The organism is Bradyrhizobium sp. CCBAU 45389 (genome assembly GCF_028128625.1).
GTDB lineage: Bacteria > Pseudomonadota > Alphaproteobacteria > Rhizobiales > Xanthobacteraceae > Bradyrhizobium > Bradyrhizobium liaoningense_B.
In genome coordinates this window covers 245261-272165 of the sequence record NZ_LBIY01000098.1, presented here as the reverse complement: position 1 = coordinate 272165, position 26905 = coordinate 245261, and the positions used below count along the sequence as shown (strand labels likewise).

25 protein-coding genes are annotated in these 26905 nt (G+C 65.0%); 14 read left to right on the top strand and 11 right to left on the bottom strand.

The genetic code is table 11. From position 1 onward, the window contains the following. Positions 1 to 149 precede the first annotated feature (149 nt). Together XH79_RS37275 and XH79_RS37270 are read left to right on the top strand one after the other, a co-directional pair. Entirely contained in the window at positions 150 to 989 is an 840-nt protein-coding gene (locus XH79_RS37275) for a universal stress protein (protein ID WP_212342599.1), read from the top strand. 65 nt (positions 990 to 1054) lie between these two features. After that, positions 1055 to 3748, top strand: a complete 2694-nt coding sequence (locus XH79_RS37270) for a bifunctional acetate--CoA ligase family protein/GNAT family N-acetyltransferase (protein ID WP_271584917.1) — start codon at positions 1055 to 1057, stop codon at positions 3746 to 3748. 9 nt (positions 3749 to 3757) lie between these two features. On the opposite strand, the gene XH79_RS37265 is transcribed toward XH79_RS37270, so the two are convergent. Together XH79_RS37265 and XH79_RS37260 are read right to left on the bottom strand one after the other, a co-directional pair. Then, positions 3758 to 4258: a phage holin family protein gene (locus XH79_RS37265; RefSeq protein WP_212342601.1), complete on the bottom strand. Its 501-nt coding sequence runs from the start codon at positions 4256 to 4258 to the stop codon at positions 3758 to 3760. After that, positions 4259 to 4534, bottom strand: a complete 276-nt coding sequence (locus XH79_RS37260) for a hypothetical protein (RefSeq protein WP_212342602.1) — start codon at positions 4532 to 4534, stop codon at positions 4259 to 4261. It abuts the gene before it with no gap. A 173-nt stretch (positions 4535 to 4707) separates the two neighbouring features. On the opposite strand from XH79_RS37260, the gene XH79_RS37255 reads away from it, so the two are divergent. Genes XH79_RS37255 through XH79_RS37245 form a run of 3 tightly spaced genes read left to right on the top strand, consistent with a single transcriptional unit; the run spans position 4708 to position 7721 of the window. Beyond that, positions 4708 to 5844: an ABC transporter permease gene (locus tag XH79_RS37255; protein ID WP_271584916.1), complete on the top strand. Its 1137-nt coding sequence runs from the start codon at positions 4708 to 4710 to the stop codon at positions 5842 to 5844. Between the two features lie 2 nt (positions 5845 to 5846). Continuing rightward, positions 5847 to 6614, top strand: coding sequence for an ABC transporter ATP-binding protein (locus tag XH79_RS37250; RefSeq protein ID WP_212342604.1), 768 nt, complete (start codon positions 5847 to 5849; stop codon positions 6612 to 6614). A 3-nt stretch (positions 6615 to 6617) separates the two neighbouring features. Next, positions 6618 to 7721, top strand: coding sequence for an ABC-type transport auxiliary lipoprotein family protein (locus XH79_RS37245; RefSeq protein ID WP_212342606.1), 1104 nt, complete (start codon positions 6618 to 6620; stop codon positions 7719 to 7721). Positions 7722 to 7727: 6 nt separating this feature from the next. Here XH79_RS37245 and XH79_RS37240 read toward each other — a convergent pair whose 3' ends face one another. Beyond that, positions 7728 to 8045, bottom strand: a complete 318-nt coding sequence (locus XH79_RS37240; RefSeq protein ID WP_212342608.1) for a c-type cytochrome — start codon at positions 8043 to 8045, stop codon at positions 7728 to 7730. A gap of 159 nt (positions 8046 to 8204) precedes the next feature. On the opposite strand from XH79_RS37240, the gene XH79_RS37235 reads away from it, so the two are divergent. The 3 genes from XH79_RS37235 (at position 8205) to XH79_RS37225 (ending at position 10149) form a co-directional block, all read left to right on the top strand. Further along, a complete protein-coding gene (locus XH79_RS37235) occupies positions 8205 to 8918 on the top strand; it encodes a Crp/Fnr family transcriptional regulator (RefSeq protein WP_212343291.1) in 714 nt (237 codons plus the stop codon). A gap of 92 nt (positions 8919 to 9010) precedes the next feature. After that, positions 9011 to 9139, top strand: coding sequence for a hypothetical protein (locus tag XH79_RS37230; protein WP_271585193.1), 129 nt, complete (start codon positions 9011 to 9013; stop codon positions 9137 to 9139). A gap of 281 nt (positions 9140 to 9420) precedes the next feature. Continuing rightward, positions 9421 to 10149 (top strand): Crp/Fnr family transcriptional regulator, encoded by a 729-nt coding sequence (locus XH79_RS37225; RefSeq protein WP_212342610.1) that lies wholly within the window; start codon positions 9421 to 9423, stop codon positions 10147 to 10149. 10 nt (positions 10150 to 10159) lie between these two features. On the opposite strand, the gene XH79_RS37220 is transcribed toward XH79_RS37225, so the two are convergent. Next, entirely contained in the window at positions 10160 to 10936 is a 777-nt protein-coding gene (locus XH79_RS37220) for a cyclase family protein (protein WP_271584915.1), read from the bottom strand. A 295-nt stretch (positions 10937 to 11231) separates the two neighbouring features. On the opposite strand from XH79_RS37220, the gene XH79_RS37215 reads away from it, so the two are divergent. From XH79_RS37215 to XH79_RS37200, 4 genes are all read left to right on the top strand, one after another. Then, on the top strand, positions 11232 to 12203 hold the full coding sequence (locus tag XH79_RS37215) for a TRAP transporter substrate-binding protein (protein WP_271584914.1): 972 nt from the start codon (positions 11232 to 11234) through the stop codon (positions 12201 to 12203). A 66-nt stretch (positions 12204 to 12269) separates the two neighbouring features. Next, positions 12270 to 12818 (top strand): TRAP transporter small permease, encoded by a 549-nt coding sequence (locus tag XH79_RS37210; RefSeq protein ID WP_212342614.1) that lies wholly within the window; start codon positions 12270 to 12272, stop codon positions 12816 to 12818. Beyond that, positions 12809 to 14101 (top strand): TRAP transporter large permease, encoded by a 1293-nt coding sequence (locus tag XH79_RS37205; protein ID WP_212342615.1) that lies wholly within the window; start codon positions 12809 to 12811, stop codon positions 14099 to 14101. Before XH79_RS37210 ends, XH79_RS37205 begins: the two co-directional genes overlap by 10 nt. Positions 14102 to 14179: 78 nt before the next feature. Then, the gene (locus XH79_RS37200) at positions 14180 to 14986 is read left to right on the top strand and encodes an SDR family NAD(P)-dependent oxidoreductase (RefSeq protein WP_212342616.1); all 807 of its coding nucleotides are present in this window, start codon (positions 14180 to 14182) and stop codon (positions 14984 to 14986) included. Between the two features lie 9 nt (positions 14987 to 14995). Here XH79_RS37200 and XH79_RS37195 read toward each other — a convergent pair whose 3' ends face one another. From XH79_RS37195 to XH79_RS37180, 4 genes are read right to left on the bottom strand one after another with little or no spacing between them, the layout of a single operon-like run. Continuing rightward, positions 14996 to 15694: a molybdate ABC transporter substrate-binding protein gene (locus tag XH79_RS37195; protein ID WP_271584913.1), complete on the bottom strand. Its 699-nt coding sequence runs from the start codon at positions 15692 to 15694 to the stop codon at positions 14996 to 14998. Next, positions 15691 to 17817: a xanthine dehydrogenase family protein molybdopterin-binding subunit gene (locus XH79_RS37190; RefSeq protein WP_271584912.1), complete on the bottom strand. Its 2127-nt coding sequence runs from the start codon at positions 17815 to 17817 to the stop codon at positions 15691 to 15693. The genes XH79_RS37195 and XH79_RS37190 overlap by 4 nt, the downstream gene beginning before the upstream one ends. Then, the gene (locus XH79_RS37185; protein WP_271584911.1) at positions 17814 to 18284 is read right to left on the bottom strand and encodes a (2Fe-2S)-binding protein; all 471 of its coding nucleotides are present in this window, start codon (positions 18282 to 18284) and stop codon (positions 17814 to 17816) included. The genes XH79_RS37190 and XH79_RS37185 overlap by 4 nt, the downstream gene beginning before the upstream one ends. A gap of 13 nt (positions 18285 to 18297) precedes the next feature. Further along, entirely contained in the window at positions 18298 to 19272 is a 975-nt protein-coding gene (locus XH79_RS37180; RefSeq protein ID WP_271584910.1) for a Bug family tripartite tricarboxylate transporter substrate binding protein, read from the bottom strand. Positions 19273 to 19507: 235 nt separating this feature from the next. On the opposite strand from XH79_RS37180, the gene XH79_RS37175 reads away from it, so the two are divergent. Beyond that, the gene (locus tag XH79_RS37175; RefSeq protein ID WP_271584909.1) at positions 19508 to 21595 is read left to right on the top strand and encodes a molybdopterin-dependent oxidoreductase; all 2088 of its coding nucleotides are present in this window, start codon (positions 19508 to 19510) and stop codon (positions 21593 to 21595) included. 129 nt (positions 21596 to 21724) lie between these two features. Then, entirely contained in the window at positions 21725 to 22507 is a 783-nt protein-coding gene (locus XH79_RS37170; protein ID WP_271584908.1) for an enoyl-CoA hydratase/isomerase family protein, read from the top strand. Positions 22508 to 22664: 157 nt separating this feature from the next. On the opposite strand, the gene XH79_RS37165 is transcribed toward XH79_RS37170, so the two are convergent. The 3 genes from XH79_RS37165 to XH79_RS37155 all read right to left on the bottom strand — a co-directional run bounded on the left by XH79_RS37165 (position 22665) and on the right by XH79_RS37155 (position 26902). Then, positions 22665 to 23093 (bottom strand): GlcG/HbpS family heme-binding protein, encoded by a 429-nt coding sequence (locus XH79_RS37165; protein ID WP_271584907.1) that lies wholly within the window; start codon positions 23091 to 23093, stop codon positions 22665 to 22667. Then, positions 23086 to 26061, bottom strand: a complete 2976-nt coding sequence (locus XH79_RS37160; protein ID WP_271584906.1) for an FAD-binding and (Fe-S)-binding domain-containing protein — start codon at positions 26059 to 26061, stop codon at positions 23086 to 23088. The genes XH79_RS37165 and XH79_RS37160 overlap by 8 nt, the downstream gene beginning before the upstream one ends. A gap of 103 nt (positions 26062 to 26164) precedes the next feature. Then, positions 26165 to 26902, bottom strand: a complete 738-nt coding sequence (locus XH79_RS37155; RefSeq protein WP_271585180.1) for a GntR family transcriptional regulator — start codon at positions 26900 to 26902, stop codon at positions 26165 to 26167. Between the last annotated feature and the right edge of the window lie 3 nt (positions 26903 to 26905).

The following is a 26905-nucleotide window of genomic DNA, read 5'->3' as shown; positions in this document are numbered from 1 at the left end:
CGATCGAACTATCCATAGAATGGCAGCGCGCGGCCAGTCCTTGACTTCCGTCAATGCCCGTCCTTGCCGGTCGGGCAGTTCCCGAGGCTTGACGAGGATCAAGCATCCTGACGAAAGCCGGCCTATTCTGGCAGCTAAGGAGAATTCCGATGCCCATCAAGGACGTCTTTCTGCCGCTTGTCGGCCAGCCGCGTGGACCGGCCCTTGCAGTGATCGAGAAATGCGTTTCTGTCGCCGCCGATCTCGGTGCCAGGATCACCGCGCTTGCGCTCGAGGAAGATCTCTTCGTGCGACCGAAAGTGCTGCTGCCCGACGATTTCGAGGCCGCCGAGGCGAGGGGGACGCCTGCAGCCGGCGATGTGCAACGTCTGCTGGACGCCTTCACCGGTGCGGCATCCCGCGCCAACGTTCGGGCCCAAAGCCGGTCGGGCAAGGTGCCGGCGGATCAGATCGCGCCGATCCTGGCCGAACATGCGCGTTTCAGCGATCTCATCCTGGTCCCCGTGAAGCCGCATGACAGCCGAACGGAGCATATCATCGAGACGCTCCTGTTCGAATCCGGGCGACCGCTGTTGCTGTGCCCGGAACAGCATGTGGAGGTACTGCGACCGGAATTCGAGAACGTCATGATTGCCTGGGATCACTCCGCGCGTGCGGCACGCGCAGTTGGCGACGCGATGCCTGTCCTTCAGGCTGCGGCCTCGGTCCGCGTGGTAACTGTGGCAGACGACAAGACGGACGAGATCGTGCAATCCGGAACCTCGCTCGTCGAGCATTTGAGGGAACACGGTGTCTACGCCTCGTTCGAAACGGCGAAGGGCGGCGGCAGCTCGGTCGGCAAGGTGCTCGGAAGCTGGGCGAATTCCAACGCCATCGATGCGATCGTGATGGGGGCCTACCATCATTCACGCCTGAACGAGATCGTTTGGGGCGGTGTGACAAAGACCGTCATTGGCCAGCCACCGTGCTGGGTTATGATCTCGCACTAGGCTCGCCGTCAGCTTTCCAGCCTGATCACCATCGGAACCGCCCCCGACCGGGCGCATTTGCTTTCATGTCAACCTATCGCCTGAAGAATCTGCTGTCGCCGCGTTCAGTCGCGCTTGTCGGTGCGAGCTCCCGCCCGGTCTCCGTGGGACGCGCCGTTCTGGAGAACATTCGCAAGTCTGAGTTCACGGGACAGTTCGGCCTGGTGAATCCGCGCCACGCGGAGATCGCCGGCGTTGCCTCGGTCAAGAGCCTGGACAGGCTGGAGTTCGTGCCCGAATTGGTGGTCATTACCGCGCCGGCGCGAGAGGTTCCCGGCATCATCGACCAGGCCGGGCGGCGCGGCTCGGCAGGCGCGTTGATCGTCTCGGCCGGATTGGGCCATGGGCCGGGATCGCTGCAGGAGGCCGCGATCGCCGCAGCCCGCAAATACGGCATGCGGCTGATCGGGCCGAACTGCCTCGGCATCATGATGCCCGGCGTGAGCCTCAATGCCAGCTTTGCCGCGCACATGCCGGGAGCGGGAAATCTCGCGCTGATTTCACAATCCGGCGCGATCGCCGCCGGCATGGTGGATTGGGCCGCGCAGCGCGGCGTCGGCTTCTCCGGCATCGTCTCGATCGGTGATCAGATCGACGTCGACATTGCCGACCTGCTCGACTATTTCGCATTGGATCACAAGACCCGCGCGATCCTGCTCTATATCGAGTCCATCAAGGACGCGCGCAAGTTCATGTCGGCGGCGCGTGCTGCGGCGCGCGTCAAGCCGGTCGTCGTGGTGAAGTCCGGCCGCATGGCGCAGGGGGCAAAGGCGGCCGCGACCCATACGGGCGCGCTCGCGGGCGCCGACGCCGTCTATGATGCGGCGTTCCGCCGTGCAGGTGTCCTGCGGGTTTCCGATCTGCGCGAGCTGTTCGACTGCGCCGAGACGCTCGGTCGCGTCGAATCGCCGAGCGGAAAGCGGCTGGCCATCCTCACCAATGGCGGCGGCATCGGCGTCCTCGCGATCGATCGTCTGGTCGAGCTTGGCGGCATCCCTGCGACCATCTCGGCCGATGGACGCAGAAAACTCGACGACGTGCTGCCGCCGACCTGGTCCGGTGCAAATCCCGTGGATATCGTCGGTGACGCCGATGCCTCGCGCTACGCCGCGGCGCTGGAGGTTCTGCTCGCCGATCCCGACAATGATGCCGTCCTCGTCCTCAATGTGCAAACCGCGATCGCTTCGGCCGCCGACATCGCCACGACCGTGACGGAGCTCGTCGGCAAATATCGCAAGCAGCACGGCCGATGGTCGAAGCCCGTGTTGGCCGCCTGGGTTGGAGCCGACCAGCAGATTGTTCGGGCGCTGTCCGACGCCGGTATGCCGAATTATCCGACCGAGGACGATGCCGTGCGCGGTTTCATGCATCTGGTCCGGCATCGTGAAGTGGTCGAGGAGCTGAGCCAGGTTCCCCCCGCGATGCCCGACACGTTCGTACCCGACGCCCGGGCTGCCAGGCAGATCGTCGCCGCAGCCATCGCCGACGGCCGCAAATGGCTCGAGCCTGTCGAGATCAAGCACCTGCTCGAAGCCTACGACATCGCGATGGTGCCGACCTATGCCGCCGGCGATGTCGAGCAGGCCGTGGTCTGCGCGAACGAGATTTTTGCACAAGGCGGGACCGTCGTGCTGAAGATCATGTCGCGCGACATCGTGCACAAATCCGATGTCGGCGGCGTCGTGCTCAATCTGACGACGGCGGAGGCGGTGCGCGCAGCCGCTACCGATATTCTTGCCCGGGCCAGGAAGCTGCGGCCCGAGGCCCGCATCGGCGGCGTCATCGTCCAGGCGATGGTCGTCAAGGCGAAGGCGCGCGAGCTGATCCTCGGTCTTGCCGACGATCCCACCTTCGGCACTGTCGTGGTGTTCGGCCGGGGCGGAACGGCGGTGGAGATCATCAATGACAAGGCTCTCGCGCTGCCGCCGCTCGATCTGCAGCTCGCCCGCGACTTGATCGATCGCACGCGGGTCTCGCGGCTGCTGCGCGCCTATCGGGACGTGCCTGCCGTCAAGCAGGACGCCGTCGCCATGGTGCTGGTCAAGCTGGCGCAGATGGCGGCCGATATTCCGGAGATTCGCGAGTTCGACATCAACCCGCTGCTTGCGGATGAGACCGGCGTGACGGCGGTCGACGCCCGTGTCGTGGTGGGGCCGTCGCAGCGGAAATTTGCAGGCTCTGGCCCCGCCAACTTCGCCGTTCGCGCCTATCCGTCGCAGTGGGAGCGTCGCCTCAAGCTCAAGGACGGCTGGCGGATCTTCGTGCGGCCGTTGCGTCCCGAGGACGAGCCGACCATCCACGAGTTCCTGCGTCACGTGACGCCTCATGACCTTCGCCTGCGCTTCTTCGCGCCGATGAAGGAGTTCACCCACGAATTCATCGCGCGGTTGACCCAGCTCGACTATGCGCGCGCGATGGCGTTCATTGCGTTCGACGAGGCGACCGGCGAGATGGTCGGCGTCGTCCGGCTCCATTCGGATTCGATCTACGAGAGCGGCGAATATGCGATCCTGCTGCGATCCGATCTCAAGGGCAGGGGGCTCGGATGGGCCCTGATGCAGCTGATCATCACCTACGCGAGGTCGGAAGGGCTGAAGGCGATCTCGGGCGATGTGCTTCAGGAGAACACCGTGATGCTCGAGATGTGCCGGCAACTCGGTTTCGAGGTCAAGCCGGATCCGACCGAGCCTGATATCTGCGACGTCCGGCTCAAGCTCTGAGCGCCTCTGCTAGGAGGGCGCTTCAGCCGAATTTGCAGCGGCGGATGTCTTGCCAGATGTCTTCGCAGTGGTTCGCAAAGACTTGACGATAATCGCGATCAGGGGCACCAGCACCGGCACAATCGTGCTCAGCGGATGATGCACAGCGCCCGACACCTGAGCCTGAAGCGCGCGTGCCTCGAGCTGAAGGGCCTCGATGGAGGCGCCATGGATCTCATTGGCGAGCTCGATGTCGCGGCCGGACGGAGCGCGGCCCGCAATGACGAAGAGGACCGCCGCAATGGCAAAATTGACGGCGCCGAGAATGGCGGCCGCGGCGATGGCGCTCCAGATCTGGACCAGCGCGAAATAGGCCGACAGCTCCAGCATCAGGAGCCCGAACGCCGCGATCAGCGCCGCAAAGGCGCGCAGGCCGAGGCCCGTCAGGAGGTGGCGCAGCCTGATGTCCGCGATGATCCTGTCGGTGCGCCATAAGAGGCGCAGATGTTTGACGACATTCTCGCTATTCACCTAGTGTCTCCTCAGCATGAAGCCGACGACCACGCCGAGCGCGAAGGCCGAGGCGAGCGATGTGATCGGGCGCTCCGTAATGAGGCCTTGAAGCTGCTCCTGCTCGTCGCTGACGGTCTCGCCGAGTTCGGCAAGCGCGGCCTTGATCTGATCGGCCAGAGCCTCGGCACGCTCCTTCGAACTGTCGAACATCTCCTCGCCGGCCGTGCTCAAGAGGCGCGTGACGTCCACCTTCAAAGTCCGCAGTTCTTCGCTCATCCTGTCGCTGTCGAACATGGATTTGATGTCTCCATTGAATGGAACGAACCTAGGGCCCGTCGGCACGACTGCGCTTGACCTGCGTCAAGACGTCGGCAGGTTCTGCTCTTGAGACAAGTCAAACCGGCCGCCACACGCTGGCCTAGAAGTGGCGGCTGAATGGGGATCAGTTGTCCCGATGAGGTGGAAGCGTGAACACCGAACCGCTGTTGCTGGCAACGCCCTCTGGCGATGGGCTGAAATTGCGCCCGGAAGGGCCGTGGACCGCGGCGAATGTGGCCACGCTCGAAACTCTGTCCCGGTCGGTCGGAGCCGAGGTCGATCGGTCGAGAGTTGTGACCCTGGACATGTCGGGCATCAGCGCGCTGGACACGCTCGGCGCTTGGGTCCTGGAAAAGCTGTCGCGCCGGGCCGCCTCATCGGGCAGGCCGGCGGAATTCGTCGGTGTCGCCGACCATTTCAGCGGCCTCATGGAGGAGGTGCGCCAGGTCAACCGCCATCCGTCGGCGCCGACCTCCGCGGCCAATCCGGTTCTGCTCAGGTTGAACGATCTCGGCAAGGCCACGGTCGGTGCACGCGAAGACGTCACGATCTTCCTTCAAATGCTCGGCGCCTTGTTCATGGCCGTCGCGGGGGTGCTGCGCCGGCCGCGTACGCTGCGGCTGACGTCGCTGGTCTACCAGCTCTACCGCATCGGGTGGCAGGCGATCCCCATTGTCGTTCTGATCACGTTCCTGATCGGCGCCATCATCGCCCAGCAGGGATTCTTTCATTTCCGCAGGTTCGGCGCGGAGTCCTACACCGTCGACATGGTCGGCATCCTGGTGCTGCGCGAGCTCGGCGTTCTGATCGTTGCCATCATGGTCGCGGGACGTTCGGGCAGCGCCTACACCGCCGAGCTCGGCTCGATGAAGATGCGCGAGGAGATCGATGCTCTCTCGACCATGGGGCTCGATCCCGTCGACGTTCTGATCCTGCCCCGCGTTGCGGCGCTGGTCATCGCGCTGCCGATCCTGGCCTTCATCGGATCGATTGCCGCGCTCTATGGCGGCGGCCTTGTCGCGCAGTTCTATGGCGACATGGGGCCGGCGATCTACATCGCACGGCTGCATGAGGCCATTTCCGTCACCCATTTCGAAGTGGGCATCCTGAAAGCGCCGTTCATGGCGCTGGTGATCGGGATCGTCGCCTGCAGCGAGGGCTTGCGCGTCAAGGGCAGCGCCGAGTCGCTCGGGCGGCAGACGACGACGTCGGTGGTGAAGTCGATCTTCCTGGTGATCGTGCTTGACGGCCTGTTCGCGATCTTCTTCGCCTCGATCGGAATGTGACGATGGGCGAACAACAGGAAGAGCTCGCGATCAGGGTTCGCGACCTCGTGGTCGGCTTCGGCCGCCAGACCGTGCTCGACGATCTGTCGCTCGACGTCCGCCGCGGCGAGATCCTCGGGCTGGTGGGTGCGTCCGGCGGCGGCAAGTCGGTGCTGATGCGGACCATCATCGGCTTGATCCCGCGCCGGAGCGGCACCATCGAGGTCATGGGGCAGCCGATCGGCGGCCGCACGCAAGGCGCGGCCACGGCCTGGGGCATCCTGTTCCAGCAGGGCGCGCTGTTCTCCTCGCTGACCGTCCGCCAGAACGTCCAGTTTCCGCTGCGCGAAAATCTCGTCCTGTCGCAGGAGCTGATGGACGAGATCGCGATCGCCAAGCTCGAGATGGTCGGATTGCGGGCGCAGGATGCCGACAAATATCCGTCGGAACTGTCGGGCGGCATGACCAAGCGCGTGGCGCTGGCGCGCGCGCTCGCGCTCGATCCGCCAATCCTGTTCCTGGATGAGCCAACATCCGGCCTCGATCCGATCGCCGCCGGCGATTTCGACGCGCTGATCAGGACCCTGCAAAGGACCCTCGGGCTGACCGTGTTCATGGTCACCCATGATCTTGCCAGCCTCACCACGGTCTGCGACCGCGTCGCCGCGCTCGCCGACGGCAAGATCGTCGCAATCGGGCCGATGCGCGAACTGCTGCAATCCGAGCATCCCTGGGTGCGCGCCTATTTCCACGGCAAGCGCTCGCAGATGCTGCAACACGAGATGAGATGAGACATGGAAACCCGCGCTCCCTACGTGCTGATCGGCAGCTTCGTGCTGGCCGCGATTGTCGCGGTGTTCGGCTTCGTCTATTGGCTCAACAACACCGGCGGCATCGGGCCGCGGACGAACTATCACGTGCAATTCCAGGGACCGGTGCCGGGCCTGCTGGTCGGTGCCGGCGTGCTGTTCAACGGCATCCGCGTCGGTGAGGTGACCCAGCTCGGGCTAGCGCCGGACAACCCGCGCTTCGTCAACGCGACGATCTCGGTAGCTTCAGCGACACCCGTGCGCGCCGACACCAGGGTCGGGCTCGATTTCCAGGGCTTGACCGGCGTGCCGGTGGTGACGCTCGAGGGCGGCATGATCGTCGCCAGGTCCGGCGAGCCGCTGACCTTGATCGCCGAGGCCGGTGCAGGTCAGAGCATGACGCAGGCCGCGCGCGACGCGCTGCGGCGGGTCGACACCGTGCTGGAGGATAATTCCGGTCCGCTGAAGGACACCATCGCCAATCTCAAGACATTCTCCGACGGGCTCGCGCGCAACACCGGCAAGATCGACGGCATCCTGGCAGGCCTCGAGAAGATGACCGGTGGCGGGACGCCCGCGCAGAAGATCACCTACGATCTGCGCGCGCCGCAGAACCTTGGCCCCGCCGGCAAGACTTTCTCCGCGTCGCTGGCCATTCCCGAGCCTACCGCGGTCGCGATGCTCCAGACCCAGCGCATGCTGTTCTCTCCCGTGGGTGACAACCCGGGCTTTGCCGATTTCCTGTGGGCCGACAGCATCCCGAAGCTGGTCCAGGCGCGGCTGATCGACAGCTTTGAAAATTACGACATTGCCCATGCGCCCTTGCGCACCACCGACCTTGGCCAAGCGGACTACCAGCTTCTGATCGATATCAGGCGCTTCCGGATCGCCACGGAGGGCGAGATAAGGGTCGAGATCGCCCTGTCGGCGCGGATCGTTGACAAGAACGGCAAGGCGGTCGCGTCCCGCATCATTGAGGCCAGCGAGAAGCTCGACAAGGTCGAGCCGGCGGCCGCCGTCGCGGCGTTCGACACGGCTTTCGCCCGCATCGCCAAGGAACTGATCGGCTGGACGGTGCAGGCGGTGTGAAGCTCGTTATTCCAGCGTCTTCAGGTAGGACAGCAGATCGTGGATCTGGTCCGGACTGAGCTCGAAGGCGGGCATGTCGGCGTGACCGGTGTAGATGCCTTCCGCCAGCGCCTCGCCAAGGGTCTCGATCGGATAGCGCCGGTGCAGGAAACGTAGCGGGGGCGCGATCTTGAGCGGGCTCTCCGAGACGCGGTCGATCGCGTGGCAGCGCGCGCAATTGGTCCGTGCAAAGGCCTTGCCGCGTTGTTCGGCGGTGGGGGCCGCCAGTGCAGGCGTGATCAGAAGCAGGCCAACCAGGCCCTGGCGGAGTGCGCGCTGAAACATGGAAGGCGGGGTCCCCTCGAACTCTCGGCACAGAATAAAGGGGGGGGAGGGAGGCCAAAATTGATCTGGGTCAACCGCGTTTGTGGCAGCGCAGTAAAATGCAGTCGCGCGTGGCGGACTCGGCCTGGGGCGGAGCTGGGCCGACGCTTGGAGCGGTGGATGAAGCCTTCCGTGGTCACGATTGAGCCGAACGGACATTTCTGCAGCGATTGTGCCGTACGTGGATCGGCCGTCTGTTCGTCGCTGGACGCGGCAGAGCTCAAGGAATTCGAGCATCTCGGACGCCGCGTCCATTTCTCCTCGGGCGAGACCGTGTTCTCCGAGGAGGACATCACGACCTCGTTCTACAACGTCCTTGAGGGCGTCATGCGGCTGTACAAGCTGCTGCCCGACGGCCGGCGACAGATCGTGGGTTTCGCGTTGCCCGGCGATTTCCTAGGGATGAATCTTTCCGGCCGTCACAATTTTTCGGCCGATGCAATCGGTGCGGTGACCGTCTGCCAGTTCGCAAAAGCGCCCTTTGGCCGTTTCATCGAGGATCGTCCGCAGCTGCTCAGGCGAATCAACGAGCTGGCTATTCGCGAGTTGAGCCAGGCACGCGACCATATGGTTCTGCTCGGCCGCCGCTCGGCGGACGAGAAGGTCGCGGCTTTCCTGCTCGGCTGGCGGGAACGGCTGCTGGCGCTCAAGGGGCCGTCCGACACCGTTCCGCTTCCGATGAGCCGCCAGGACATCGCCGACTATCTCGGCCTGACCATCGAAACCGTCAGCCGCACCTTCACCAAGCTCGAACGCCACGGTGCGATCGAGATCATTCACGGCGGAATCAGCCTGCTCGACCCGGCACGAGTCGAGGCTCTCGCCGCAGCCTGACGGGCTTTCCACAAGGCTCTCGTTTTTTTGATCCCGATCAATGACGCTCGGCACCCGCCGCAAATAATGCCCTCAAACAATCCGGGAGGAGCATGATGCCTGCTGACGCGTTGCTGATGACCATTGTCGTCGTGGCGATCTTCGTCACTTTTGCCGCAGCTCTGGCGTGGGCGGACCGGCAAACCAGCGCAGGCCGGATTGACCCTGATTCCAAGCGCTGAAGCTCCTGATCGTAGGTCCCATTTGATATATTAGCGGTCGATTCTAGCCCGGCCGGCTTTGGGACGTTCGGCAGCGCCTCAACGCAATTGCGACTTGCGGTGTCTGCAACTCTGCATCGACCCGACTGCACTGACGCATCCTTCGGATGCCGACGACCGGCCGGGTCGAGGCAATTTCGCCGCATTTGGCTAAAACCGCGGGCATGCTTTCCGGTTGAAAAGCCGGGCAACACTGACTACGCAGGAACTCCAGTGCCTCGCAGTCTTAGGAGCCCAGCGGCGTGCCTCAGGACAAGACCGGCGACCCCCGGCAATCAGCGGGCAACAAACTATCGGTCCTGCGCAAGCACCCGATCTTCGCGGATCTGGAGCCGGAGGCGCTCGATCAGCTTTGCCGCTACGCCAAGCACACCACCGTGAAGCGCGGCGCAACGATCGCCGCCAAGGGTGATCCCGGCAACAACCTGTTCGCGGTGATCACCGGAACGGTGAAGATATCGTCCTCATCGCCCGACGGGCGGAATGCGATTCTCAACCTGATCGGCCCCGGCGAGATCTTTGGCGAGATCGCGGTTCTCGACGGTGCGCCGCGATCGGCGGATGCGACCGCCAACACCAATTGCGAGCTCTACATCATCGACCGCCGCGACTTCCTGCCGTTCGTGAAGAGTCAGCCGGCGCTGGCGATGAAGTTCATCGAACTGCTCTGCGCGCGCCTGCGCTGGACCAGCCAGCAGGTCGAGCAGGTGATCCTGCAAAATCTGCCCGGGCGGCTGGCAAGCGCGCTGCTCGGCCTCACCGAGGAGCGCAAGCTCGACTCAGGCAGCGGCACGCTCGCCATCACCCAGCAGGAGATCAGCGAGATGGTGGGCATGACGCGCGAGAGCATCAACAAGCAATTGCGCGCCTGGGCTGGTCGCGGTTGGGTTCGTCTCGAGCATGGTGCCATCGTGGTGCTCGACATCGATGCGTTGCGCGAACTCGCCGAGAGCGGCCTCGACGGCGAGTGATGCGTCGCGTCTAGTTGTCGATGATGGCGACCGCGCGGGTCCAGCCCGCGGAGGCGCGTTCGATCTTCACCGGGAAGCATGAGACCGTGAATCCGGTCGAGGGCAGCTGATCGAGATTGTGCAGCTTCTCGAGATGGCAATAGCCGATGTGCCGTCCCGCCTTGTGACCTTCCCAGATCAGGCCCGCGTCTTTCGTTTCGGCATATTTCTTTGCGGTGTAGATGAACGGCGCGTCCCAGCTCCAGCCATCGGTGCCGGTCAGTCGCACGCCGCGCTCGAGCAGATACATGGTGGCCTCATAGCCCATGCCGCAACCCGAGTTGACGTAATCGGCCTGGCCGAATTTGGCGCCGGCGCTGGTGTTGACGACGACGATCTCGAGCGGCGATAGCGCGTGCCCGATGCGCTTGAGCTCCGCCTCGACGTCGCCGGCAGTCACGACATAGCCGTCAGGCAGATGCCGGAAGTCGAGCTTCACGCCGGGCTGAAAGCACCACTCCAGCGGCACCTCGTCGATGGTCCATGACCGCTCGCCGCGGTTCATGGTCGGGTGAAAGTGCCAGGGCGCGTCGAGATGCGTGCCGTTATGCGTCGACAGCGAGACCTGCTCCACGGCCCAGCCCTGGCCGTCCGGCAGGTCTTCCGCCTTGAGGCCGTCGAAGAACTGCAGCATGCGCGGCAGGCCCTGCTGGTGGTCGATGTACTGGATCGTCGGGTGATTGCCGGGCGGATCGGATGTCACGTCGTTTCGCAGTGGCACGGAAATATCGATCAGCTTCCGCGGCATGGGCATTTCCTCGAGGCAGTCCGGTGTTCGGGACATCTTGAGAGGGCGCCATTGGAGGCGTCAAGTCACGTGCCAGCGACGTCGAGCCAGCCCGCCATACTCACCATAGTGCGAATTGCGCCAGAAATCGATCGATGCAACTCTTGCATTGATCGATGCTGGATTTGGCTTGGACAGAGAATGCCGCCCGCCCTAGGGACGACATTGGCGCTTGACTTCACGCCTGAAGTGGAGCGACCCAAGACGGCCTGCAGCCTGCCCGACAACGACATAATCACCTCAGGAGGAAGCCTAGATGAAGACACTCACCGGTATCATCGCAGCCGCCGTGCTGGCGGTCTCAGCGCCCCTGGCCACCGCCCGCGATTTCCGCTCCGCCGACATCCATCCCGCCGACTATCCGACCGTCGAGGCGGTCAAGTTCATGGGCAAGCAGCTCGCGGCGGCGAGCGGCGGCAAGCTTGGCGTGAAGGTGTTTCCGAACGGCGCCCTGGGCTCGGAAAAGGACACCATCGAGCAGCTCAAGATCGGCGCGCTCGACATGATGCGGATCAACGCATCGCCGCTGAACAACTTCGTGCCCGAAACCATCGCCCTGTGCCTGCCCTTCGTCTTCCGCGACACGCAGCACATGCGCACCGTCCTTGACGGGCCGATCGGCGACGAGATCCTGGCGGCGATGGAGCCCGCGGGCCTGGTCGGCCTTGCCTATTACGACAGCGGCGCCCGGTCCATCTACACCGTCAAGGCCCCGGTCAAGTCGCTTGCCGACCTCAAGGGCCTGAAGATCCGCGTCCAGCAATCCGACCTCTGGGTCGGCATGATCCAGAGCCTCGGTGCCAACCCGACGCCGATGCCCTATGGCGAGGTCTACACCGCGCTCAAGACCGGCCTCGTGGACGCCGCCGAGAACAACTGGCCCTCCTACGAGTCCTCACGCCATTTCGAGGCGGCCAAGTTCTACAACGTCACCGAGCACTCGCTTGCGCCCGAAGTTCTCGTGATGTCCAAAAAGGTCTGGGACACGCTGAGCAAGGAGGACCAGGCGATGGTCCGCAAGGCGGCCAAGGAGTCGGTGCCAGTCATGCGCAAGCTCTGGGACGAGCGCGAGCAGGCCTCCCGCAAGACCGTCGAGGCGGCCGGCGTTCAGGTCGTCACGATCGCCAACAAGCAGGAGTTCGTCGACGCGATGAAGCCGGTGTACCAGAAGTTCGCCGGCGACGAGAAGCTGCAGGGCCTCGTCAAGCGTATCCAGGACACGAAGTAAGAGCACGGCGGATCGGGTCCGGCGTCGCCGCAAGGTGGCACCGGACCCTCGCGAGGGAGGCGCGCGATGACAGACCCACACGTCGCAGATCACGAGCAGGAGGAAGTCGGACGTCCGTCCACCGGCCTGTTGTCACGGATCAATGCCCCCATCGCGCGCCTGGGCATGTATCTGTCGGTGACCGGTCTGCTCGTCATCGTCACCATCGTGTTCTACCAGGTGTTCGGACGCTACGTGCTCAATTCCAGCCCGACCTGGACCGAGAACCTTGCGCTGGTCCTGATCCTCTACGTCACGCTGATCGGTGCCGCCGTCGGCGTGCGCGATGCCGGACACATCGGCATGGACAGTCTGCTGGTCATGCTTCCGGATCATGTGCGCGAGAAGATCGAGATCGTGATCCACGTCCTGGTGGCGATTTTCGGCGTCGCGATGGTTTACAACGGCTGGATCCTCGGCGCGTCGGTCGGGACCGTGCATATCCCCAATCTCGGCCTGCCTGAGGTGATCCGCTACGTGCCGCTGATCGCTTCCGGCGTCATGATCGTCTCCTTTTCAATCGAGCACATCATTGCTCTCCTGCGCGGCGAAGAGGTCGTCCCCTCATGGAACTGATCATCCTCGGCGCCACCTTCTTCGGCTTCCTGATCCTCGGCGTTCCCGTCGCCTTCGCGATCGGCCTCTCCGCGATCTGCACCATCCTCTACGAAGGCCTGCCGGTCGCCGTCATCTTCCAGCAGATGATGTCGGGGATGAACATCTTCTCCTTCCTGGCCATCCCGTTCTTCGTCTTCAGCGGCGAGCTGATGCTGCACGGCGGCGTCGCCGACAAGATCGTGAAGCTCGCCAAGAATCTCGTCGGGCACATCCGCGGCGGCCTCGGCATGTCGAACGTGGTCGCCTGCACCTTGTTCGGCGGCGTCTCCGGCTCGCCCGTGGCCGATGTGTCGGCGATGGGCGCGGTGATGATCCCGATGATGAAGAAGGAAGGGTTCGACACCGACTACGCCGTCAACGTCACCACCCATGCCTCGCTGGTCGGAGCCTTGATGCCGACCAGCCACAACATGATCATCTATGCGCTGGCCGCCGGCGGCAAGGTCTCGATCGGCGCGCTGATCGCCGCCGGCCTCCTGCCGGCGCTGGTGCTGATGGTGTGTATGCTGGTCGCTGCCTACGCGGTCGCGGTGAAGCGCGGTTATCCCGCAGGCAAGTTCCCGGGCTGGGCCGAAGTGTTCCGTTCGCTCGCCGCCGCGTTGCCCGGCCTGCTGATCGTCGGCATCATCCTTGCCGGCATCCTGTCCGGCGTCTTCACGGCCACCGAATCCGCAGCCGTTGCGGTCACCTACACGATCCTGCTGACCTTCTTCATCTACCGCACCATGACCTTGCGGAACTTCCTGCGGGCCGCGGCCAAGGCAGTGAAGACGACGGGCGTGGTGCTGCTGCTGATCGGCGTCTCCACCATGTTCCAGTACCTGATGGGTCTCTACGAGGTGGCCGACTTCGCCGGCGACCTCATGAGCAAGGTCTCGACGCAGCCCTGGATGATCTTCCTGCTCATCAACGTCATCCTGTTCGTGCTCGGCACGTTCATGGACATGGCGGCGACCATCCTGATCTGCACCCCGATCTTCCTGCCGATCGCGATGAAGGCGGGCATGGATCCCGTGCAGTTCGGCATGCTGATGCTGATCAACTGCGCGCTCGGGCTGAACACCCCGCCGGTCGGAACGACGCAGTTCGTCGGCTGCGCCATCGGCGGCATCTCGGTGGGCGCGGTGATGCGCACCATCCTGCCGTTCTATGCCGCGCTGATTGCAGCGCTGATGTTCGTCACCTACGTTCCCGCCTTCTCGCTGTGGCTGCCGCGCCTCTTGATGGGATACAAGGGATAGCTGCCGTGCGTGCGCCGGCACTTGGCCGGCGCGCTCGCCTTGCGTAGTTTGCGTCACAACAACAGGGAGAATCTGTCCGTGACCGACTATCGCAAGCTCTTCGATCTCACCGGCAAGACGGCCGTGGTGCTCGGCGCCGCCTCAGGGATCGGCAAATCGTCGGCCGAGGCGCTTGCCGGGCTCGGCGCCCGCGTCGTCTGCGCGGATCGTGCGCTTGATGCGGCGGAGGCGACCGCCGCCGGCATCCGCGACAAGGGAGGTTGGGCCGAAGCAGCTAGCTGTGACGCTGCAATTGCCGCGGACGTCAATGCGCTCGCCAAAATCGTGATGCAGAAATTTCCGCGGCTCGACATCGCCGTGACGACGCCCGGGCTCAACATCCGCAAGACCATCCTCGATTACACCGAGGAGGATCTCGACCGCGTCCTCAACCTCAACGTCAAGGGCACGGTCTGGTTCTTCCAGGCCTTCGGCCGCATCATGGTCGAACAAAAGGGCGGCAGCATCATCGCCTGCTCCTCGGTGCGCGCTGTCACCATCGAGCCCGGCCTTGGCATCTACGGATCGACCAAGGCGGCGATTGGCCTTCTGGTGAAGGGCTTTGCCTCCGAGGTCGGCCATGCCGGCGTGCGCGTCAATGCCATTGCTCCGAGCATCGCCGAGACCGCGCTGACCGGCCCGTTCAAGCAGCGCCCCGACATCTACAATCTCTATGCCGGCCACACCGTGTTCAACCGCTGGAGCAGCGCCGACGAGGTCGCGACCGCTGTCGCTTATCTCGCCTCGGACGCCGCGAGCTATGTCAGCGGCAGCACGCTTTTCGTCGACGGCGGCTGGACCGCGGTCGACGGGCCGCCGACCGGCCTCACCCAATTGCACAAATAGGACGGCTGTCTAGCTGGCGAAGCCCACGCGCTGGCGCAGTTCCTTCCGGTCTGCGCCAGTCAGCAACGCAATCAGCGCGGCGGCCTCGTTCGAATGTGCGGCTCGCGCGGTGACGCCCGCCGTGTACATCGTCACGAGCTCGCAGCCCGGCGGCAACGCCCCCGACAGCGCGATGCCGTCGGTGGCGATGATCTCGGTCGCCTGCGTGCAGCCGATCGGTCGCGTGGCGGTGGAGGCCGCAAGCTCCCGCATCGCAGCCGCGCCGTTTGGAAATATCTTGAGGCGCGAGGCGACCTCGTAGGCGATGCCGAGCTGATCCAGCACTTTTGCGAAATGTTGTCCCGCCGTGGACGCCTTGATATCGGGGACGTAGATAGCGTCCGCGGAACGCAGCACCTCGCGCAAATCGGCTTCGGTCTTCGCCGTCACCCTGGGATCACGGTTGCGGACCGCCAGCGCGGTCTCGACCCGTCCGACATCCGCGATCGAGGAGGGAACGACGAGTTTCTCCCCGGCAAGCTTCGCAAGCAGGGCCTGCGTCAGGATCACGAGATCGGCCGGCGCTCCCGCGCGCAGCTTGTCGGCTATGATGCCGACCGCGCCGAATTCGCCGTCAATGCCGAAGCCGGTCTGCGCCTTGAAGGCTTCAGTGAGGCCGCGCACCAGGCCCTGCGCCGCGCCGCCGCTCAAAATATTCACTGTCGTCACGATGCAAGCTCCATGGCTGCGATGATCCTGTGGCGCGTGATCGGCAGGTCGCGCACGCGCACGCCGAGGCAATCGAACACGGCGTTCGCGATTGCCGCCGTCACCGGGCCGTGCGCGGCTTCGCCGGCGCCGACCGGCTCGATCTCCGGCCGCTGGATGATCTCGACATCAACCGCCGGCACCTCGCTGAACGTCAGGATCGGATAGTCCGTCCACGAGGTCGAGGTGATACGCGACCGGTCGAAGCGAACGCGCTCTTTCAGCACCCAGCTCGTCGCCTGGATGGCGCCGCCCTCGATCTGGTTGATGACGCCGTCCGGGTTGATGGCCTCGCCGACATCGACGGCAAGCGTCAGCCGTTTGACGCGGATGTCGTCGGCGCCTTCGATCTCCGCAATCGCGGCGCAATAGGCGCCCGTGTTCTTGTAGCGGGCAAAGCCGACGCCGTGGCCGATGCCGGCCTGCTTCTGCGGTTTCCATTGCGCGCGTCGGGCTGCTGCGGAGACGACGTCGCGCGCCCGCTCGTCGCGGAGATGGCGCAGGCGGAATGCGATCGGGTCCTCGCCGCGCAGCGCGGCGATCTCGTCGAGCAGGGACTCGATGGCGAACACATTGCCTTGTCCGCCCAGCGTCCGCAGCGCCGAGGTGCGCACCGGCATCGTCAGCAGCCGATGGCTCGTGATCGTCCAGGCCGTGAAGTCGTAGAGCGGAACGGAGTTACGATCGCCGCCACCGCCATTGGCGGCAGGCGGATTGGTCGAGATCATGCGCGGGTAGGGGTTCGCGATCTCGGTTGCTGCGAGCAGCGCGGGCTGCGCCGCGCGCCCCGGCCTTGCGGCGTGGCCGTTGCTCCAGATCGCATGGCGCCAGCCGACGATCTCGTTGTCCGCATCGAGGTCGGCCTCGATCTCGATGGCCATGGCCGCGCCAAACGGCGCGTGGCTCATCTCGTCGTGGCGCGACCACTGGACCCGGACCGGTCGACCGCCGGCGGCTTTCGCCAGCAGCACGGCATCGAGTGCGACGTCGTCGGCCGCGTTGTGCCCGTAGCAGCCGGCGCCCTCCATGTGCTCGACGACGATGTTGTCGGCCGGCAGCTTGAGCACGATCGCGAGATCGGCGCGCAGCAGATAGACGCCCTGGCTGTGCGTCCAGACGTGGACACGATCGCCGTCCCATTGGGCCATCGCGCAGGAGGGCGCGATCGAGGCATGGGCGATGTAGGGGCGGGTGTATTGCCGGCGAAGAGTCTGGGCGGGCTCGCGCGGCGACGAGGCCGGCCTGGCGTCGATGATGGTTGTCTCGACCGGCTGGCCTTTCAGGAAGCCCGCGAGATCATCTTGATCGGGCAGCGGCTCGCCGGCCGACCAGGTCGCGCCCTTGCGCAGGGCCTTGAGTGCGACTTCCGCCGCTGCCTCCCCGTCAGCGACGACGCCGGCAAAGCCGCCGTCGCGGGCGATCGCGACGAGGCCGGGGACGGCGCGTGCGGCTGTTTCGTCGAGCGCAATCAGCCTGGCGCCCGAGATGTCCGGCCGCAGCACGCGTCCGTGCAGCAAGCCGGGCAATGCGTGGTCATGAATGAAACGCGGCTGAGCGAACACCTTGTCAGGCATGTCTACGCGCTGGATGGAATGTCCGGCGATGGCGCGCTTGGTCGCAAGCTTCGCTGTCACGCCTAGTGTGGCGTCGTGGTCGAGCGAAACATCGCCGGCCAGCTCCCAATAGCTGGTCCTGACATTGCCGGGACCCGAGATCGTGCCGTCATCGACACCGAGCAACGCCTCATCGACGCCCAGACGCTCCGATGCCGCCATCAGGAAACGCTGGCGCACTTCGGCACAGACCTGGCGCAGCGCGCGGCCGGATTGCTGGATCGACAGGCTGCCCGAGGTGACACCTTCGTTCGGGCTGGCTGCCGTCGAGGCGCGGATCATCTCGACCTTGGAGATATCGACGTCGAGCTCGTCCGCTGCGATCTGCGCCAGCGCCGTGACGATGCCCTGACCGATCTCGACCTTGCCCGGCGAGATCGCCACACGGCCGTCACCGGTGAATTTCACCCAGGACGACAGCCTTGGATTGGCTGCGAGACTCATCGGCAGTTTCGGGGCAGGAGAGGTCATGAGGCGGCCATCTCCGAGGCCGCGCGCAACACCGCGCGCACCATGCGATTCTGCGATCCGCACCGGCAGAGGTTGCGATCGAGCGCCTCTCTGACCTCAGCCTCCGTCGGCGACGGATTGTGTTTCAGCAGCGCCGCTGCGCTGATCAGGATTCCCGAGACGCAATAGCCGCACTGCATCGCCTGTTCGGCGATGAAGGCGCGTTGCAGCGGATGCGGCTGCTCCACCGTCCCGAGGCCCTCCAGCGTGACGACATCCTTGTCCGCGACCGACCACATCGGCATGTCGCATGAGGTCATCGCGCGGTCACCGACCATGACATGGCAGGCGCCGCACTCACCGGCTCCGCAGCCGAAATGCGCTCCGGTGATGCCGAGCCGGCCGCGCAGCACGTCGAGCAGCATCTGATCCGGATCGGCGTCCACGGCGATCGCTGCGCCGTTGAGCCGGAATTGAAGGGAGGGCATGAGCAGCGCGGCCTCAGGACTTGTCGAACTTCTTGACGACATCGGCCCATTTCTCGATGTCGCCGCGCAGGAATTTTTCGAATTCCTGCGGTGTCATGGACATGGGTACGGCACCCTGCTCGGTCCAGAGTTTTACGATGTCTGGCCTCTTCACCATTGCGTTGACGGCGGCGTTGAGCTTGTCGATGATGGGCTTGGGTGTGCCCGCGGGCGCCATCAGGCCGAGCCAGATTGTCGCCTCATAGCCGCGAACGCCAGCTTCGGTCGCGGTCGGCACGTTCGGCAGCACCGCGGAGCGCTGCTTGCCTGTGGTGGCGAGCGGACGAACCTGGTTCTCGGCGATGTTCGGCGCCATTGCCGGCACCGCGTCGATCATCATCTGCACTTGTCCGCCGATCACGCCGCTGCGGGCTTCGCCGCTGTTGCGGTAGGGGACATGGACGATGTCGATGCCGGCCATCGCTTTGAACAACTCGCCGGCCATGTGATACGGTGTGCCCTGACCGGAGGAGGCGTAGTTCAGCTTTCCGGGCTGCGATTTGGCGAGCGCGATGAACTCGGCAAGCGTCTTCACCGGGACTTGCGGGTTCACCACGATGACGAGATCGGAATAGTTGACCGGCGCGATCGGCGCGAGGTCGCGCATCAATTCATATTTGCGCTTGTCCGGTGTCAGCAGCGATTCATTCGCGGTCTGGGTGTTAGACATCATCAGCAGCGTGTACCCGTCGGCCGGCGACTTCGCAGCCTCCACCGTGCCGATGACGCCGCCCGCGCCGGTGCGGTTCTCGACGACGAAGGGCTGGCCAAAGCTCTCCTGGAAGGCGTTGCCGATCAGCCGGGCCGCCACATCGGCCGGCCCGCCCGCCCCGAAGGGGACGACGATCCGGACCGCCCGCGTGGGATAATCCTGTGCCGATGAGGGGGTTGCAGCGAATGCGCCGAGCAGGCCGGCGGCCAGCGCCAGCATGAAGCTTCGGGCTGTCATGCCCACCTCCCTGATGTCGTTCTTGTTGGCCGGCACTCTAGCGGCAGGCAATGCGGACTGTCGACGCCTCAGAAAGTCGATCGTGTCAGGGAATATCGGGCGGTTTTCGGTGTGGCTGCGGGCCATTTCGCGTTTGCGGCAGGAACCGGCTGCACACGCGGATTGAGCAAATCGCATGGGCATTGCCGGTAAAATGCGCTCGGCTGGCTGGTATTTTGGTGTTACGAACTGAGACATGAACCAGCACGCCAAGATCGAAATCCGTCATTCGACCTGCCCGCACGATTGTCCCTCGGCCTGTGCCCTCGATGTCGAGGTGGTCGAGGGTCGCAGCATCGGCCGCGTCCGCGGTTCGAAAAAACAGACCTACACGGCCGGCGTCGTCTGCGCCAAGGTCGCCCGCTACGCCGAGCGCATCCATCACCCTGAGCGGGTGACCTTCCCGATGCGCCGCATTGGGCCGAAGGGCTCCGGTCAGTTCGCGCGGATCTCGTGGGACGAGGCGCTGGACGAGATCGCGGAGCGCTTCAACCAGGCGGAGCGCGAGTTCGGCGCGGAATCGATCTGGCCCTATTACTATGCCGGGACGATGGGCCTCGTGATGCGCGACGGGCTCAACCGTCTGACGCATGTGAAAAAGTATTCGCGCTTCTATCAGACCATCTGCGCCAATGTCGGGCGCATCGGCTTTGCGATCGGCATCGGCAAGATCGCGGGCGTCGATCCGCGCGAGATGGCGCTGTCCGACCTCGTCGTGATCTGGGGCACCAATCCCGTCAACACCCAGGTCAACGTGATGACGCATGCCTCGCGTGCCCGCAAGGAGCGCGGCGCGAAGATCGCTGCGGTCGACATCTACGACAACGAGACCATGAAGCAGGCTGACATCAAGATCATCCTGCGGCCGGGCACTGACGGCGCGTTTGCCTGCGGCGTCATGCATGTCCTGTTCCGCGACGGCTATGCCGACCGCGCCTACATGGACAAGTACACGGATTGCCCCGCCGAGCTCGAGGCACACCTGAAGACCCGCACACCGGAATGGGCTTCGTCCATCTGCGGCGTGCCGGTGGTGGAGATCGAGGCCTTTGCCAAGGCAGTCGGCGAGACCAAGCGGACGTTCTTTCGCTATGGCTACGGTTTTACGCGCAGCCGCAACGGCGCCGTGCAGATGCATGCGGCGAATTGCATTCCGGCGGTGACCGGCGCCTGGCAGTATGAAGGCGGCGGCGCATTCTTCAACAATTACGCGCTGTGGCACTTCAACGAATCCATCATCGAAGCCCATGACGCGGTCGACCATAGCGTCCGCGCGCTCGACCAGTCCAAGATCGGCCGCATCCTCACCGGCGATGCCGAGGCCCAGCTCGGCAAGGGGCCGGTCAAGGCGATGCTGATCCAGAACACCAATCCGATGACGGTGGCGCCGGAGCAGGCGCTGGTCCGGCAGGGCTTTGCGCGCGAGGATCTGTTCGTGGCGGTGCACGAGCAGTTCATGACCGAGACGGCACTGATGGCCGATATCGTGCTGCCGGCGACCATGTTCATGGAGCACGACGATCTCTATTACGGCGGCGGGCACCAGCACATCTCGGTCGGGCCGAAGCTGATCGACCCGCCCGGCGAATGCCGCTCCAATCATGAGGTGTTGCAGGCGCTGGCGCCGCGGCTTGGCGCGAAACATCAGGGCTTCGAGATGACGCCGCGCGAACTGATCGACGCGACGCTGAAGCTGAGCAACCACGGCGATATCGGCGGCCTCGAAGCGGATCTCTGGCGCGACCTGCAGCCGGACTTCCGCACCTCGCATTTCCTCGACGGCTTTGCCCATGCCGACAAGAAATTCCACTTCAGGGCGGATTGGGCGCACCCGCCGTTCGGCGTGACGATGGGCGATTTCGACAAGATGCCGGGGTTGCCGGACCATTGGGCCGTGATTGAGCATGCCGACCAGGCCCATCCGTTCCGGCTCGCCACCAGTCCCTCGCGGAGCTTCCTCAACACCACCTTCAACGAGACGCCGTCCTCGCAGGCGCGCGAGGGCAAAGCGAGCGTGATGATCCATCCGCTGGATGCCGCGCCCCTCGATATCGCCGACGGTGACGCCGTGACGCTCGGCAACAGCCGCGGCGAGACCACGCTGGTCGCAACGCTGTTCGAGGGCGTGCGACGCGGCGTCTTGATCGCGGAGTCCGTTCACCCCAACAAGAACCACATCGGCGGCCGCGGCATCAACATGCTGACGGGCGCGGACACGATCGCGCCGATCGGTGGGGCCGCATTCCACGACAACAAGGTCTGGATCAGGAAAGCGGTCGCCTGAGTGCGCCCGGCGATCGCCACGCAATTTGTGTCGAGGCGCTAAAGCGGCGCCGCGCCGCAGTTTGCGCTTGCACCTCTCGCCCGAGCTGCCGCAAATGGCGGCAAACGGGAGCAAGGAAGCGAGCGTGCCATGACCGACACCACAGCCGTCATCACCGAAAAGCGCGGGCAGGCGTTCTGGATCACCATCAACCGGCCGGAGAAGCGCAACGCGCTGAACGGCGACGTGATCGCCGGCATCACCAAGGGCTATCGCGATGCGCATGAGGACAAGGACGTCCGCGTCATCGTGCTGACGGGTGCGGGCGACAAGGCGTTCTGCGCGGGCGCGGACCTGCAGAATTCCGGCGCGGCGTTCGCGATGGATCATTCCAAACCCAACGTCGACTATGCCGATCTGCTGCGCCTGTCGCAGAACGCGACCAAGCCGGCGATTGCGCGGGTGGGCGGCGTCTGCATGGCCGGCGGCATGGGCCTGCTCTGCATGACCGACATGGCGGTTGCCGCCGATCACGTCATCTTCGGCCTGCCCGAGGTGAAGGTCGGTGTGTTCCCGATGCAGGTGCTGAGCCTGCTGCAGAGGATCGCGCCGCTGCGGCTCGTCAACGAATGGGCGCTGACGGGCGAGCCGTTCGATGCGAAGGCTGCGCAAGCTGCAGGCCTCCTCAACTACGTCGTGCCCACCGCCGAGCTCGACACCAAGGTCGATTGGCTGATCGGCCGTATCGTCGACAAATCCCCCACCGCGATCCGCCGCGGCAAATACGCCATGCGCGCCATCGCCGCGATGTCGTTCGACGAGAGCATCGCCTACACCGAAAGCCAGATCGCGCTGCTGGCGATGACCGAGGATGCCAAGGAAGGGCTGAAGGCTTTCAGCGAGAAGCGCAAGCCGGTCTGGACGGGAAGGTAGAGGGGAAGTTCGTAGGGTGGGTTAGCCCCGCAGATGCGCACAGCGCATCTGCTCGGCGTAACCCACCACTGTCTGTGTCCGCCGAGGCAGAAGCGGTGGGTTACGCCCTGCCGGCCGCGCTTTGCGCGCCCGCAGCGCTAACCCACCCTACAACATCTTACCCCGCGTTGGCCTTCAGGCCCGCCGCCTGGATGCCCGCAACGGCGCAGGCCTCGTCATTGTCGGAGGTGTCGCCGGAGACGCCGACGGCACCGAGCAGGGTCGTGCCGTCCATGATCAGCACGCCGCCGGGGACCGGCACCAGCGCGCCCTTGGCGATGGTGTTCACGGCATCGATGAAATAGGCCTGCTCCTGCGCGCGCTGGTACAGGGCGCGTGAACCCATGCCCATCGCGAGGGCGCCATAGGCCTTGCCGTGGGCGATCTCGGCGCGCATCAGGCTGGTGCCGTCTTGCGCCGCGGCGATCTTGAGCACGCCGCGAGCGTCGAGGATGGTGACGACCAGCGGCTTCAGCTTCAGCTCGCCAGCCTTCGCGAAAGCGGCGTCGAGGATCTTGCGGGCGGTGTCGAGCGTGAGGTCAGCCATGGCTGGGTTCCTTTGCAGCGGTTGAAGTGGAATTGGTCTTGGCGCGATCGAGGCTCATGGCCAGCACGCGCGCGACGTGAAGCGCCTCGCGCTGCGTGCCGTCGTGGATCTGATGGCGGCAGGAGGTGCCGTCGGCGACGACCAGCGTAGCCTCGTCCGCGCGCCGCACGGCGGGCAGCAGCGACAGCTCGGCCATCTCGATCGAGGCATCGTAGGTGTCTGCGCCATAGCCGAAGGCGCCGGCCATGCCGCAGCAGCTCGACTCGATGGTCTCGACCTTGAGGCCGGGGACGAGGCGCAGCACCTGCTCGACCGGCTTGAAGGCGCCGAAGGATTTTTGATGGCAATGGCCGTGCACCATGGCCTTCTCAGCGACGTTGCCGAGCGGCAGTTGCAATCGTCCGGCTTCGGCCTCGCTTACCAGAAATTCCTCGAAGGTCAGCGCATGGGCGCCGACGGCGTTGGCGTCGTTGTCCTTGCGCAGCGAGGAAAGCTCGTCGCGCAGCGTCAGGAGGCAGCTCGGCTCGAGGCCGACGATCGGCACGCCGCGCGCGGCGAAGGGCGCGAAGGCGGAGACTAGCCGATCCAGCTCGGCCTTAGCTTCGTCGACGAGACCAGCCGACAGGAAGGTTCGGCCGCAGCACAGAGGCCGGCTGCCGCTCACAGGCTTCGGTAGGTGCACGCGATAGCCGCCGGCCGCGAGCACGCGTAGCGCTGCGTCGAGATTCTCGCGCTCATAGATGCGGTTGAAGGTATCAGTGAACAGCACGACCTCGCGGCCGCCCTCCGGCCCGACGCTTTCGGCCGGCGGCACGAACACGTCGCTGCGGAAGGCGGGCAGCGCCCGGCGCGCGCTGACGCCGGCAAAGCGCTCGAACAGTTTTCGCAACAACGGGCTGCTGTTGCGCAAATTCGCGAGCGGCGCGAAGCGCGCAGCCAGCCCAGCGTAGCGCGGGAGGTAGCCGACCAGGCGGTCGCGCAGGGTCAGGCCGTGAGTGGCTGCGCGCGCGGCCAGCACCTCGATCTTCATCTTGGCCATGTCGACGCCGGTCGGGCATTCGTGGCGGCAGGCCTTGCAGGAGACGCAGAGTTTCAGCGTCTCCATCATTTCGTCCGACGACAAAGCATCCGGGCCGAGCTGGCCGGAGATCGCGAGGCGCAAGGTGTTCGCACGGCCTCGCGTGACATCCTTCTCGTTGCGCGTCGCGCGATAGGACGGACACATCACGCCGCCCTCGAGCTTGCGGCAGGCGCCGTTGTTGTTGCACATCTCGACGGCGCCCTGGAACCCGCCGCCGGCGCCGGGATAAGCCGACCAGTCGAGCTTCGTCTTCAGCTCGCCAACGCGATAGTCCGGCTTGAAGCGGAACAGCGAGCGGTCGTCCATCTTCGGCGCGTCGACGATCTTGCCGGGATTGAGCGTGCCATCGGGATCGAAGCGCTGCTTGACCTCCCTGAAATCGGCGACCAGACGCTCGCCGAACATGGTCTTGTGGAATTCGGAGCGCACCAGGCCATCGCCATGCTCGCCGGAATGCGACCCCTTGTATTCGCGCACCAGCGCAAAGGCCTCCTCGGCGATGGCCCGCATCGCCTTGACGTCTTTCTCCAGCTTGAGATTCAGCACCGGGCGCACATGCAGGCAGCCCTCGGAGGCATGCGCGTACATCGTGCCGCTGGTGCCGTGCTTGGCAAACACCTCGTTCAGCCGCGCGGTGTAATCGGCCAGATGCGGCAGCGGCACGGCGCAGTCCTCGACGAAGGAGACCGGCTTGCCCTCCTGCTTCATCGACATCATGACGTTGAGGCCGGCGGCGCGGAAATCGGCGATGCCGCTCTGGAGCGCCGGCTCGGTTATCTCGACCACGCCGCCCCATTTGCGCGTGTCGTTATTCCAGCCAAAGCCGAGATCGCTCATCAGCTCGGTGAGCTGCCTGAGGCGCACGAGATTGTCGGCTTGATCTTCTTCGGCGAACTCGACCACCAGCACGGCGTCCGGATCGCCCTTGATCGCGGCGGAGATGATCGGCCGGAACATCGCGATGTCGCGGCCGAGCGCGATCATGGTGCGGTCGACCAGCTCGACCGCGATCGGCTTGAGCTTGACCAGGTGCTGGGCCGCGTCCATCGCCTCGTAGAAGCTGCCGAAATGGCAGACGCCGAGCGCTTTGTTGCGGATGACGGGCCAGAGCTTCAGCTCGACCTTGGTGGTGAAGGCGAGGGTGCCCTCGGAGCCGACCAGCAGATGCGCCATGTTGTTCGGCGCGTTGCGCGGTACCAGCGCATCGAGATTGTAGCCGCCGACGCGGCGCTGCACTTTTGGAAAGCGCGCGGCGATCTCGTCGGCCTCGCGGGTGCCGAGATCGAGCATGTCGCGGAACAGGGCGCGGGTGCTGTCGCTGGCCTCGACGTCGGAGAGGTCGCGCGACACCTCGCCAAACCGGCTCAGCGTGCCGTCGGCGAGCGATGCCTCCATCGAGAGCGTGTTGTCGCGCATGGTGCCGTAGCGAAGCGAGCGGCCGCCGCAGGAATTGTTGCCGGCCATGCCGCCGATGGTGGCGCGGGACGCCGTGGAGACGTCGACCGGAAACCACAGGCCGTGCTTTTTGAGCTGGCGGTTGAGATCGTCGAGCACGATGCCGGGCTCGACCACGCAGGTCCGGCCCTCGACGTCGAGCGACAGGATGCGGTTGAGATGCTTGGAGAGATCCACCACCAGCCCGTCATTGACGGTCTGGCCGCATTGCGAGGTGCCGCCGCCGCGCGGGGTGACCTTCAGCCCCTCGTCGCGGGCGATCGCCAAGGCCCGAAGCGCCTCGTCCATGGTCTTCGGGACCGCCACGCCAGCCGGCATGATCTGGTAAAACGAGGCGTCGGTGGCGTAGCGGCCGCGGCTGAAGGGGTCGAACAGGACGTCGCCGGTCAATTCCGACCGCAGGCGCCGTTCGAGCGTGGAGGCGTTTGTCATCCCTGATCCCGGACTGCCTCAGCGAGGCTCAGCCTTGCTGAGTTATTCATTATGGTTCCCGATGAATTATATTATGAATGCAAAATGAGCAAGCCAGCCGCCCTCAGGCCGAGGCCGGCGCGTCCTCTTGTGGCTCGGTCAGATGCTCGATCGCGGCCGTCCGCTTATTGCGCAGGTGCTGGAACAGGATGTCGCTGAGCTCGCTGCCGGCACGGCGGCGCAGCGCATCGAGGATGGCCTCATGCTCGCGCATCGCCTCCGCCCAGCGCTGCCGCTTGCGGGCGAAATTGGCGGAGTAACGGACGCGGCGAATGCGGCCGGCAAAATTGGCGTAGGCGGTCTTCAGCGTCTCGTTGCGTGCGGCTGTGACGATGCTCTCGTGAATGCGCTGGTTGGTCTGGAAATAGCCGTGCATGTCGCGGTGCAGGTAGTGGCCGTACATCTCGTATTGCAGCTGCTCGATCGCGGTGATTTCCGCATCTGTAATGGCCTCGCAGGCCAGGCGTCCGGCCAGGCTTTCCAGCCCCGCCATCACGTCGAAGAGCTCCTCAAGGTCGCGCTGGCTGAGCTGGCGCACGCGAGCGCCGCGGTTGGGCAGTAGCTCGATCAGGCCCTCGGCGGCGAGCACTTTCAGGGCCTCGCGCAGCGGCGTGCGGGAGATGCCGAGCATCTCGCAGAGCTGCCGCTCAGGAACGCGGGCTCCTTCCGGAATGTTGCCTTCGACCACGTAGTCGCGCAGCCGCAGCAGGATCTCACCATGAAGCGAGGCCTCCTGGCGGTCGCCGCCATTGCCGGCGGGCGGGGTGATCGGAACCCCGGTGTCGGGAATCGTGGATTTCATTTG